General features: G+C 44.3%; 11 protein-coding genes. 9 read left to right on the top strand and 2 right to left on the bottom strand.

The window, feature by feature from the left end:
- Positions 1–33 precede the first annotated feature (33 nt).
- Positions 34–1,071, bottom strand: coding sequence for a type IV pilus twitching motility protein PilT (locus tag ACVBIL_RS00610; RefSeq protein ID WP_447165054.1), 1,038 nt, complete (start codon positions 1,069–1,071; stop codon positions 34–36).
- A gap of 35 nt (positions 1,072–1,106) precedes the next feature.
- On the opposite strand from ACVBIL_RS00610, the gene ACVBIL_RS00605 reads away from it, so the two are divergent.
- From ACVBIL_RS00605 to ACVBIL_RS00565, 9 genes are all read left to right on the top strand, one after another.
- Positions 1,107–1,808 carry a YggS family pyridoxal phosphate-dependent enzyme gene (locus ACVBIL_RS00605; protein ID WP_447165053.1) on the top strand — a complete coding sequence of 234 codons (702 nt, stop codon included), beginning with the start codon at positions 1,107–1,109 and terminating at the stop codon, positions 1,806–1,808.
- Positions 1,809–1,981: 173 nt separating this feature from the next.
- Positions 1,982–2,800 (top strand): pyrroline-5-carboxylate reductase, encoded by an 819-nt coding sequence (gene proC / locus ACVBIL_RS00600; RefSeq protein ID WP_447165052.1) that lies wholly within the window; start codon positions 1,982–1,984, stop codon positions 2,798–2,800.
- Positions 2,801–2,834: 34 nt separating this feature from the next.
- On the top strand, positions 2,835–3,383 hold the full coding sequence (locus ACVBIL_RS00595) for a YggT family protein (protein WP_447165051.1): 549 nt from the start codon (positions 2,835–2,837) through the stop codon (positions 3,381–3,383).
- A gap of 14 nt (positions 3,384–3,397) precedes the next feature.
- Positions 3,398–3,670, top strand: coding sequence for a DUF167 family protein YggU (yggU, locus tag ACVBIL_RS00590; RefSeq protein WP_447165119.1), 273 nt, complete (start codon positions 3,398–3,400; stop codon positions 3,668–3,670).
- Between the two features lie 83 nt (positions 3,671–3,753).
- On the top strand, positions 3,754–4,188 hold the full coding sequence (locus tag ACVBIL_RS00585; RefSeq protein ID WP_447165050.1) for a DUF4426 domain-containing protein: 435 nt from the start codon (positions 3,754–3,756) through the stop codon (positions 4,186–4,188).
- A 126-nt stretch (positions 4,189–4,314) separates the two neighbouring features.
- Positions 4,315–4,914: an RdgB/HAM1 family non-canonical purine NTP pyrophosphatase gene (rdgB, locus tag ACVBIL_RS00580; protein ID WP_447165049.1), complete on the top strand. Its 600-nt coding sequence runs from the start codon at positions 4,315–4,317 to the stop codon at positions 4,912–4,914.
- Positions 4,914–6,065, top strand: a complete 1,152-nt coding sequence (gene hemW, locus ACVBIL_RS00575; RefSeq protein WP_447165048.1) for a radical SAM family heme chaperone HemW — start codon at positions 4,914–4,916, stop codon at positions 6,063–6,065. Before rdgB ends, hemW begins: the two co-directional genes overlap by 1 nt.
- 155 nt (positions 6,066–6,220) lie before the next feature.
- The gene (locus tag ACVBIL_RS00570) at positions 6,221–8,104 is read left to right on the top strand and encodes a DUF885 domain-containing protein (protein WP_447165047.1); all 1,884 of its coding nucleotides are present in this window, start codon (positions 6,221–6,223) and stop codon (positions 8,102–8,104) included.
- A 339-nt stretch (positions 8,105–8,443) separates the two neighbouring features.
- The gene (locus ACVBIL_RS00565; protein WP_447165046.1) at positions 8,444–9,562 is read left to right on the top strand and encodes a TDT family transporter; all 1,119 of its coding nucleotides are present in this window, start codon (positions 8,444–8,446) and stop codon (positions 9,560–9,562) included.
- A gap of 206 nt (positions 9,563–9,768) precedes the next feature.
- Here ACVBIL_RS00565 and ACVBIL_RS00560 read toward each other — a convergent pair whose 3' ends face one another.
- Positions 9,769–11,766, bottom strand: a complete 1,998-nt coding sequence (locus ACVBIL_RS00560; RefSeq protein WP_447165045.1) for a hypothetical protein — start codon at positions 11,764–11,766, stop codon at positions 9,769–9,771.
- Between the last annotated feature and the right edge of the window lie 646 nt (positions 11,767–12,412).

Below are 12,412 nucleotides of genomic sequence, written 5' to 3'. Positions count from 1 at the left end.
GACTAACTATTCCTATATACTTATTACGACTTACTAAAAGTTCGCTTGTTTATTCGAGCTCTTAGCCATGGCATCTTCACGGGTGATCTGACCGCGGTTAACCAAGTTCTGTAAACACTGGTCAAGGGTCTGCATACCATGAGCCATACCCGTTTGGATTGCCGAATACATCTGCGCGACTTTATCTTCACGGATAAGGTTACGAATAGCAGGAGTTCCCATCATGATCTCGTGAGCAGCAACACGGCCACCGCCCACCTTTTTAATCAAGGTCTGAGAGATAACAGCCTGCAAAGATTCAGACAACATGGTTCTTACCATGCCTTTTTCACCTTCTGGAAATACGTCAACGATACGGTCAATCGTTTTAGCAGCAGAGGTCGTATGCAAGGTACCAAATACCAAGTGACCCGTTTCCGCTGCGGTCATTGCTAGCCGGATGGTTTCTAGGTCTCGCATCTCACCCACTAAGATCACATCAGGATCTTCACGCAATGCGCTTCGTAGCGCGGCGTTAAAGCTGTGAGTATGGCGGTGCACTTCACGTTGGTTAATCAAACACTGTTTATTTTGATGCACAAATTCTATCGGATCTTCAATCGTTAGAATATGATCATGGCGGTTGTCATTGACGTAATCGATCATCGCCGCCAAGGTGGTACTCTTACCTGAGCCCGTTGGGCCGGTAACGAGCACTAAACCACGGGGAAAGCTGGAGATCTTTTTAAAGATTTCAGGCGCACCTAACTGCTCTAAACTCAAGATATCACTCGGAATGGTACGAAAAACCGCAGCCGCACCACGAGACTGATTAAAGGCGTTAACACGAAAACGTGCAAGCCCTGGAACTTCAAACGAAAAATCGATTTCTAAATGTTCTTCATAATCTTTACGCTGCTTATCATTCATGATGTCATAGACTAGGCTATGCACACCTTGATGGTCTAAAGCAGGCAAGTTAATCTTTCTCACTTCACCATCAACACGGATCATGGGAGAAACACCCGCTGAAAGGTGTAGATCTGACGCATTGTGTTTTACACTAAAGGCAAGTAACTCTGTGATTTCCATAGTTTGGGATATCCATTCAACCAAAAACTTACAACATGACAACAATAACAGACAGACTCGCAATCGCCCAGCGTCGAATCGCTCAAGCAGCGCAAAACGCTTCTCGCCGAATAGAAGATGTACAACTATTGGCCGTGAGCAAGACCAAGCCCAATGAATACATAATCGAAGCCTACCAAGCCGGACAACGTCGCTTTGGCGAAAACTATGTGCAAGAGGGGGAATCTAAGATAAATGCGCTTAGCGAAGCGTATCCAGATATCGAATGGCACTTTATTGGGCCACTGCAATCTAACAAGAGCAAAATAGTCGCAAGCTTGTTTGACTGGATGCATACACTTGAGCGTGAAAAAATCGCTCAACGCTTAAGCGAACAACGCCCTGAATCATTGCCAGCACTCAATGTATGTATTCAGGTCAACATTAGCCAAGAAGCCAGTAAATCAGGGGTGGCTGTAGATGATGTATTTGACCTTGCAGAAAAAATAGCGCAATTACCTAAGCTGACATTACGCGGCCTGATGGCGATCCCCTCGGCCGACGTTGATGAACAAACCGCAGCGGCTGAACTTTCAGCGTTACAAGGCCTTTATACAGAGCTCGCTAAGCGTTTTGATAGTGTCGATACCTTATCTGTAGGCATGAGTGATGATTTAGAGTTAGCCGTCGCTCACGGTTCGACCATGGTACGCATAGGCAGTGCGATATTTGGCGCCCGAGATTACAATAAGGCATAACCAGATAAGCTTTAACATAAAAGTGCTTGGCAAATAATCGCAATATGAACATGATTACAAGCGTCATACAATTATCTGCAAACCACTTGAGTTTTAGGGTTTTGCCCAGATATTAATGACTAATACCAAGCAGTACAAAGTAGCCACACAAACTAAAACAAAAAGAGATCTTCATGACACAAAAGAAAGTATGCTTTATTGGCGCTGGCAACATGACTCGCAGCATTGTCAGCGGCTTAGTTAACAGTGGTTACAACCCTAAACTTATTGAGGCAACCAACCCAAGTCAACCAAAGCTAGATGCTATGGTCAGCGACTTTGGCATCAAGGTTTCCAATAACAATCTTCAAGCAGCTAAAACTGCCGATGTTATCGTGCTTGGTGTTAAACCCCACCTAATGCAAGTTGTTGGCGAAGAGCTAAGCGGCTTAGATCTGTCTAATAAGCTAGTTATTACCATTGCCGCTGGTGTAACCGCCAAACGATATGGTGATTATTTTAAGCAAGAGATCAAACTAATACGCACTATGCCTAATACTCCTACGCAAATAGGTGTAGGCTTAACAGGCCTTTACGCAGGTGAAGAGATATCTGCTGAGCAAAAAGCAATTTGCGAAACACTCATGGCCACTGGCGGTGAAGTTGTTTGGGTCGATAAGGAAGATGATTTAAACCAAGTGATCGCCCTTGCTGGTAGCTCTCCGGCTTATTTCTTCCTGTTTTTAGAATCTATGGTGGAAAGCGCAGTTAAAGGCGGTATGCCTGAAGTGGTGGCAAGAGAGATGGCGCAGCAAGCAGCCCTTGGTGCAGCATTGATGGTTAAGCAAAACCCTGAGCTAAGCCTAGCCCAGCTCAGAGCCAATGTCACCTCAAAAGGTGGTACAACGGCGCAAGCCGTTGAGACGTTTGAAAAAGGTAATTTACGAGGCTTAGTCGATAGCGCAATGAACAATTGCATCGCCCGCGCTGAAGAGATGGCAAAGCAGTACTAATTTTTAAATTTAACGTAAAAAGTAGAGTAAACAGATGAATGCATTTAGTTTTCTGATAGGTACGGTATTCGACCTATACCTGATGGTCGTGGTATTACGTATTTGGCTACAACTTGCCAAAGCTGATTTTTATAACCCATTTAGCCAATTTATCGTAAAAGCCACCCACCCGATTGTAGGCCCATTACGCCGAGTACTGCCCTCTTTCGGCAGTTTTGATACCGCCTCTTTCGTACTGGCGATATCGGTTGTGGTCCTTAAGTTTGTCATCCTAAGCCTGATGGCTGGCGCAGCGATTGATGTACTGACACTGCTACTTATCTCACTAGTCTCTGTGGTTAAAGAAGCGGGGGTATTGCTTTTCTGGATGCTTATCCTACGTGCAATCTTAAGTTGGGTCAGCCAAGGTAGCAACCCGATTGAGATGGTCATGGGCCAGTTAACTGAACCACTACTTGCCCCTATTCGCCGCATATTACCGCCAATGGGTGGCCTAGATTTATCATTACTGGTAATGATGATTATCCTTAATTTCTTGAATATTTTACTTGCGCAGTACGTTCCATTTTGGGCTAGCGTTTAGTGACTCCAGCGATAATGCAGCAGGGTGACCTGCTGCTTCAACTTTATATTCAGCCTAAAGCAAGTCGAGACCAAATTGTTGGCCTACATGGTGAAGAGATAAAAATAGCCATTACTGCACCACCAATCGATGGTAAAGCGAACGCCCATTTAACCAAGTATCTATCTAAAGCCTTTAAAGTGCCCAAAGGCGATATAGACATAGTGAAAGGCCAGATGGGACGCCATAAACAAGTCAAGATTACTGCGCCTAAACTTATTCCAACAGAAATACAAAACCTTTTGTAACCTTATACTTATAGGAAGTATAAGGCGCTTAGTCCAACTAAGTTCTATACTGTTACCAAGATATCTTCCTAAGGAAAGCGAATATGATACGGTCTTTAACCACTATGCTAATGCTCTGTTTATGCTTAAGCAGCAACGCATTTGCCGAACAAAAAGAAAAAGTGGGTAATTACGATATCCACTATGTCGCCCTCAGCAGCACCTTTCTAACCCCAAGTATTGCCAAGTCCTATGGCATCAAACGCAGTAGCTACACTGGCATTATTAATATTGCCGTGCTCGATACTAGTGTCAAAGGTCATCCAGCCGTACCCGTTGAGATCTCAGGCGTCGCCAATAACTTACTCGATGCCAGAATCGACTTAAAATTTAGAGAAATTCGTGAGGGTGATTCAATCTACTACATTGCCGAAGTGCCTTATCGTGATGACCAAGAAATTAACTTTAAAATCGCAATTAAGTACGGTAAGAAGCTCAATACCGCGCTCACGTTCAAACAAAAATTCTACGTAGAATAACTGCCGCTTATAATGAGTAAACAGGGGCATTGCGCCCCTGTTTTTTATTCTGTTGCTACTATCGAAAACCCCATATCTCGGCTATTATTGCCGCCATTATTTTATGACTCATCTTATAGGCACCCCATGAATCAAATCGTCCTTGCCAGCGGCAACAAAGGTAAACTTAAAGAATTTTCTGAATTGATGGCAGATTACGGCGTTGAGATCTTAGCTCAGAGCGAATTGAACGTATCTGAAGTGCCTGAAACTGGCACTACATTTGTTGAAAATGCCATTATCAAAGCAAGACACGCCGCCGAAGTGACGGGTTTTGCAGCCATTGCCGATGACTCAGGTCTTGAGGTCGATTTTTTACAAGGTGCACCCGGTATTTATTCGGCGCGTTATGCAGGCGAAGGGGCTAAAGATGAGCAAAATTACACTAAGCTGTTAAACGCACTTGAAGGTCAAACTGAACGCAATGCGCGCTTTCAGTGTGTATTGGTCTATATGCGTCACGCTAAAGATCCAACCCCTATTATTTGCCAAGCATCATGGGAAGGCACAATAGGCTTCGCTCCAGAAGGTGAAAACGGTCACGGTTACGATCCTATCTTTATTCCCGCTGAACACGAATGCGCAGCAGCGAACCTAAGCAGTGACGAGAAAAACAAACTAAGCCATCGTGGTAAAGCATTAGTGTTATTAATTGCTGCCATGAAGCAACAAGGTATCTTTAACTAATGTTAACCCTGCCACCGTTAAGCCTTTATATTCATATTCCTTGGTGCGTACAAAAGTGCCCTTATTGTGACTTTAACTCCCATGGCCAGCATGGAGAGTTACCCCAAGCTGAATATGTTGATGCACTGATTAAGGATCTCAAACAAGATCTGCATTATGTACAAGGTAGACAGCTACACACGATTTTTATCGGTGGTGGAACGCCCTCTTTATTCGATGCTGCGCATATTGGTCGATTACTGCGTGAAGTCGACGCGCTTATTCCGTTTAGTGACAATATTGAAATCACCATGGAAGCCAACCCTGGCACCCTTGAACATGATGATTTTGAAGCCTATTGCCAAGCCGGTGTGACTCGTCTTTCTATTGGCGTACAGAGCTTTTCAACCGACAAGCTTAATCTACTTGGTCGAATTCATAATAAAGATGAAGCGCATATCGCCGCGCAAAAAGCCAAAGTCTCGGGTTACCAGAGCTTTAACTTAGACTTGATGCATGGCTTACCAAACCAAAGTTTTGATGAGGCGCTTGCCGATATTGAAACAGCAGCAGGACTGGCACCGCCGCATTTGTCTTGGTATCAGCTAACAATTGAACCTAATACCTTATACCACTCTAAGCCACCGCAGTTACCAGATGATGAAAACTTGTGGCAGATCTACGAGCAGGGACAAAAGCGTCTAGCCGAGCTGGGATATCAGCAATATGAGATCTCGGCTTACGCTAAAGAGGGCTATCAGTGCAGACACAATCTTAACTATTGGCAGTTTGGTGACTACCTTGGCATAGGTTGTGGTGCCCACGGTAAAGTCACCCTAATTAACGATAATAACGTTAGCGACAACAAGATTATTCGTACCGTCAAGATTAAGCACCCTAAAGGCTATTTAGCGGCTGATAACTACACCTATGAAACCAGTGAGGTAGTTGAAGAAGATAGAGCCTTAGAGTATTTAATGAATCGCTTGCGCCTAATGAGCCCTATTCCTAAAGTGGAATTTGAGCAGCGCACCGGTTTATCACGAGAGACGATAACTGACGGAGTAAAACAAGCCTGCGCTAAAGGCTTGATGACCGAGTCGGATGATCATTGGCAGCTTACTAGTAAAGGCCACCTGTTCGTCAATGAGCTGCTGTCACAGTTTCTGTAGTGAGCACACTCTCTTACGAGCACATCTTAATCAGTTGAATACAATAGAAAAGATATTAACATCGGTTAATAGTGAAACATTTGCTAACACTTAGATCAAAAAATTAACCGCCGGCTTCTTTAGGATAACAATCATAATTCTAAGGAAGCCTCAAAATGCCTATAAAAACAAAAATCAACTTTATCGCCCTATCACTTTCAATTGCATTTAGTGCCACTGCCACATTTAGTACCACAGCGATTGCCGCTTCATCCTCTGTACAATTATTAAGTTCAAGTGAGAGCGTTGCTCATAAGGCAGAAAGCGAGTCAGAAAAAGCCAACCTATTGTTTGAAAGCATTTTTATGGAAAATGTCATGGCGAGCCCTATTTCACAAACGCACCTAGGGATTAAAACTGACTATGACAAATGGGACGAGATGGGTGATGCCGCCGATGATGCCGCCCTTGCACGAGATAAAAAACACTTAACCCAGCTACAAAACATCGACCCAAGTAAGCTCGATAGACAGACTCTACTCAGCTATCAGCTATTAACCCAAAAGCTTGCTCAAAGCATTAAAGATGACAAGTGGCGTTACCATAGCTACCCGGTCAACCAGATGTATGGTGGCCACTCACAAATCGCCTCTTTCTTGATTAACCAGCACCAAATTGGCAACGTTGAAGATGCCAAAGCCTATATTAGCCGCCTACAAGGGGTGCCTAAGCGATTATCTCAACTACAAACGGCCTTAGAAGCGCGTGAAACTAGGGGCATTATTGCGCCTAAGTTTGTGTTCCCTTATGTAATAACCGACAGCAAAAACATCGTGGCCGGCGCACCTTTCACAGCTGAGTCTAATAAGGGCGATAAGGCACAAGATAGCGCGCTATGGGCTGACTTTAAACGCAAAGTATCAAGCCTTGAGTTGAGCGATAGCGACAAAGATAGCTTATTACGAGATGCTAAATCTGCGTTAGTGAATGATGTAAAACCTGCCTACGACAAGCTCATCGCCTACATGACACAGCTTGAAACTAAAGCCGATACTCGTGACGGCGCGTGGAAGTTCCCTCAAGGTGACTCTTATTACAACAATGCATTAGCTCGCACGACCACAACCGACATGACGGCCAATGATATTCATGAGCTAGGTCTATCTGAAGTGTCGCGTATTCACAGCGAAATGCGCGATATCATGACCAAGGTTAACTTTGAAGGCTCATTAACCGAGTTCTTCAAGTTTATGCGTGAAGATGAACAGTTCTATTACGCCAATGACGATAAAGGCCGTAAAGCGTATCTTGATGAGGCCACCGCACTAATTGATACCATGAGCAGCAGACTTGATGAAGTGTTCAAGGTGAAGCCTCAAGCACCGATGATCGTTAAACAAGTTGAAGCCTTTAGAGAAAAATCAGCAGGTAAGGCGTTTTACAATAATCCATCACCAGATGGAAGTCGTCCAGGCACTTACTACGCCAACCTTTATGATATGAAAGCAATGCCAAAATATCAGATGGAGGCACTAGCCTACCATGAAGGCACGCCGGGTCATCATATGCAGATAGCTATCGCCCAAGAGCTTGATGGAGTACCTAAGTTCCGTAAATTTGGTGGCTACACCGCTTATATTGAAGGTTGGGGCTTGTACAGTGAATACTTCCCGAAAGAGATGGGCATGTACTCAGACCCGTATTCAGACTTTGGCCGCTTAGCCATGGAGCTTTGGCGCGCTTGTCGCTTGGTCGTTGATACCGGAATTCACGCTAAAAAGTGGACCCGTGAAGAGTCTATCGAATATTATGTCTCTAACACGCCTAACGCCAAATCAGATGCCGTGAAGATGGTTGAGCGCCATGTTGTGATGCCATCACAGGCCACCGCCTATAAAGTAGGTATGCTTAAGTTGCTTGCCCTAAGAGACAAGGCGCAGCACGCATTAGGGGATAAGTTTGATATTCGCGATTTCCACACCATAGTCCTTAAAAATGGTCCAGTGCCGTTAGATGTACTCGAAAGTGAAATCGATCTTTGGATTGAACAGAGTAGTTAATAAGTTCTGATAATAACTTTGTTAATTATCATTCAAACCTGTCAGCCGAGCTCAGCCACTCTAGCTCAGCCACTCTAGCTCAGCCACTCTAGCTTAGCCACAGTCGCTCTAGCGCAATACAGAAATCTAAACTAAAGAGGGCACAATTATGTTGTGCCCTCTTTCATCTCGAAGTTAACCAAAAGGCACCAGCCCAAAAATGTTCTAACCTGCTTCGTCGCCTTAGCCGTTGATTACAGCCTTAAGTAAGCAGTAAATTCAATTCAAAATTGTACTTATCATCATAAACAACTTAGTTTTAATATGATAAATATAAACATGCTGCGGTTAAGGGAACGAATGTCTGAGAATACACAAGTTGAGCTAAGCACTGAGATAAGCCCAAACTGGTTTGCCTCTGTTATGGGAACAGGCATCATCGCTAACGCCGCTATCGGGTTACCAATGTTTGGCAGTCACCTCAGCACCATAGGGCTGATTATCTGGTTACTCGCATCCTTGATGTTAGTCGCTATGGTATTACTGAAAATAGTTCAGACCATTACCAAGCCCCACATTATCAAACGGCAATTTAACGATCCCGTGATGTCGCAATTTTTTGGCGCGCCTCCCATGGCGATGCTTACCATAGCGGGAGGAACGCTCTTATACGGCGCGCAAATCATGGCAGCAGATACAGCCATCACACTCGCTTGGAGCCTGTGGATAGTGGGCACCCTGCTTGGACTGGTTACCGCCGTTGTTATTCCATTTCATCTTTTTACCCATCATCAGGTCCGTGAAGACGCCGCTTTTGGTGGTTGGTTGATGCCCGTTGTCCCCCCTATGGTCTCTGCCGCTATCGGTGCAATGTTAATCCCCCATGCTGAAAGTATTGCCCTACAACAAACGCTTCTTTATGCCTGCTATGCCATGTTTGGCATTAGCTTACTTAGTGCACTAATAATTATCACAATGATCTGGAGCCGCTTAGCTTACTCTGGCACATCTGGCAGCGCACGCGTTCCCACCCTTTGGATTGTATTAGGGCCTCTTGGGCAATCAATTACTGCAGCGGGCGCCCTCGGTAGCGTGGCGTTACTTGTTGTCGATGAACCAATATCAACGGGAATGAATACCATGGCAATTCTTTATGGTGTTCCTATTTGGGGATTTGCTTTTTTCTGGTCGATACTAGCAAGCTTACTGACACTGCGTGCCCTGCGTAGGAAAATGCCCTTTGCACTCACATGGTGGGCATTTACCTTCCCAGTAGGCACTTGCGTGACAGGAACAACGCAACTGGCCTTACATACTGGATTACCGGCATTTGAGTGGGCAGCGATTATTTTGTTTACCGGTTTAATTTGTGCTTGGATTATCGCAGCGATGGGCACCATAAAGGGATTTAAAGGTGGCCATATTATGAAGAATCCAACCACATCGTCTCATGTCGTTTCTAAGAAGGGCAATCAATAAAAACCCTTTATGGAAACATTACGTGCCCATAAAGGATGCTAGGTTCTAGTTTCTAGTTTCTAGTTTCTAGTTTCTAGTTTCTAGTTTCTAGTTTCTAGTTTCTAGTTTCTAGGTTCTAGGTTCTAGGTTCTAGTTTCTAGGTTCTAGGTTCTAGGTTCTAGGTTCTAGGTTCTAGGTTCTAGGTTCTAGGTTCTAGGTTCTAGCATTTAGTCATAATCACCAACATTGGGCACGCTAAAACTGACATCATTCCAAGGCCAAGGTACCTTCGCCATAAAGTCTGCTAGCTCGGGAGTATCTGCATGTTGCTCCCTGATCACTGCCATTGTCCTATGCACATGAAATGGATGTATAGTCTCTTGACCACCAATGGCGATAAAGTACTTGGCGAGAACATCTAAATACTGTCGCTTATCTGCCAAAGCTAGCACCGCATCGGCCATTACTGGCGCACCTTTCAGTCCCGACAAATCGGCGGCGCAGTTCCAACTAGCAAATTGCTTAATAATACTCCCTAATAGCTCTGCACCCTTTTCATCGTAAGCTGCTGAAGCAAACAGATCGTACTCACTTTGGACGCTACACCCGTTGACTTGTTGAGTAACAAAGCCAAAGAATAGCGATGTCTGTTTACCTTGCTGGTAATGCGCCTCAAGTTTAGGCATGAGAGTATTAAGATTTTCAAGCGAGCTAATCTTTGCTTCAGTATCATTGACATCTTGAAGACAAAGATCGACCTGGCCATTCGAGCTAGGTACTACTGTTAGCTTGGTCGGCATAGCTAAGCTGAACTCCACCTGCTGACAGACTACTGAAACAACACTGTTAGTAGGGCTTTCTTTGTGGCTTTCGTTCAGATTCTGACATCCACTAGCTGTATTGTGATGACTTTCAGCCTGTTTCGTAGAGGGAGCTCCCAGCTTATCTGCCAGCTCCATCTGCCAAATACGCGCATCTTCATGCTCACCAACTGCCACTATCAACTGCTTATCAATTTGGCCTTTAATCACAACAGGCTCATGCCCAAAGATTTGTACAGAGCGCAGCTTGCCATTGCTGCTACCTTGCATCAGTTTAAACTCGGGCGATATGCGCTCCCCAGTTAACGACAGCTGCTGCGCTACGCCATCTTGCCAACCGAGCCAAATACTATGACCATCAACCGCGATACTTGCCGATGTTAAGCACTCAATAAAGGTTTGCAACTCATCATGATGGCTTGAGCTGGTATCGCCATTGGCAATTTCAGTTAATGACTCAAGCAAGTCTTCAGCTTGATAAGCGGCGCAAATTTGCGATGGTTTAAGCGATCTTACACAGCGACTCCAATGCACTTTTTTCTGTTTAAAATCGATAAGCTGTAACACAAAATTAAAGCTCAGAGCCTCAGTGGATAATTCAGCAGCCTCCGCAGAAGGGGCCGCAATGCTAAGCGTTTCGGTATTAGCAAGCAGTGCAATGCCACGCCGTTTATCCATAAAAAAGGTGTTACGCACCGAGATCTCGGTAGGTGCAGGCTTGCCCTCAAGTGGATGTATTTGGGTTTCAGAAGTGAGAGGGTTAAAACTTTGCAGTTGATGCATTCTGCGCTTTTCGCGCTGGTAGAACACAAATTCATTATCTGCGACACAAACCATGCTGCCATTAACAAACTTAAACGGCATTTCGTATCGCGTAATGTCCGCCATATTGAGCTCAAGATCATTAACCATTGTCAGGCTATTTATGGCACGCTCTTGCGCTAACGCAATATCGACACAAAATAATGACTTCGCGCTCCGTCGCCCGCCTTGCTTAGCGCCAACGATCCATAGTTTACCATTGCTGATGCAAGCATCTTCTGTCGGGTACAGTTGCAGCGATGCTATCGCTGACAGGCTAACCTTGCTTGAATTGGCAGCATTAAATACAGCACTAAAAATTTGACCGCTTGAGTCCACAGCGATAAAGCGCTCATTATCAAGCCACTCCGCCAACAAGAGCTCACAGTTACAACTGCCAAGCAGTTCAAATTGGCTATGCAGTTCAACATTGAGCCCACAAGCGTTTACTATTTGCAGTTGAATAAGCCCATCGTAGTACAAACGGTAATGCTGAAAAGAGTATTCATGCAAGGGGGCTTGCTGTGGGGTAACTTGTAGTGAAGTAGCTTGTAGTGCTGAGTCAGCAGAACGAGAAAAGAGTGACTTAATAAATTTATTCAATGTAATACTCATCTCGCAAAATAAATGGCTCTTCAAAGCAGAGTAAAATTTAAATATTACTCTGTATTATCTGCAGCTTAAGGTGGTTACGCCCCTACTTTCAAGTGTTTTGTTCTGTAATAGAGATGTCACTGCAGATGTGATTTAAGCTCCTCGCTTAATTCAAGCTATCATGGTTCTAATGACTTATGTTTGACATCGCGGAAACTGAAGGGGAAAGCACAATCGCTAAACGTCTAGGTTGCCAATAGCGAGTATGAAAACTAGAGTTTTCGCTAGGCTTGAAACTGTTTAATAAATAGAACAGTCAATAATAATCTATGCGGTTTAAACTTTGGCAAACCCCAAAAAGAAAAATACCCCGGCTATAAATAACCGGGGTAAACCAAACTAGGTGATGGTTTGAAGGCTGACATTGTTTTAGTTCTTAAACGGTCTGCCAGCATTGATACAAAATGCTTTTTAGCTGCTCTGTATAGCACAATAGAGAGGGGTCATTCTCGATTGCACTATAGGACTCAGAGCTTTTGAATCAACTGCCTGCAATTGTATTAAAATGAGAACAAAGTTCAACCGAAATGATTTCAAGCTGTTTAGCTAAGGCTAAGTGTAACTTAACTAAACAACATGAGAATATGAATTAAGT

Source organism: Shewanella sp. 125m-7 (genome assembly GCF_052977045.1).
This window is presented reverse-complemented; position numbering and strand designations above follow the sequence as displayed.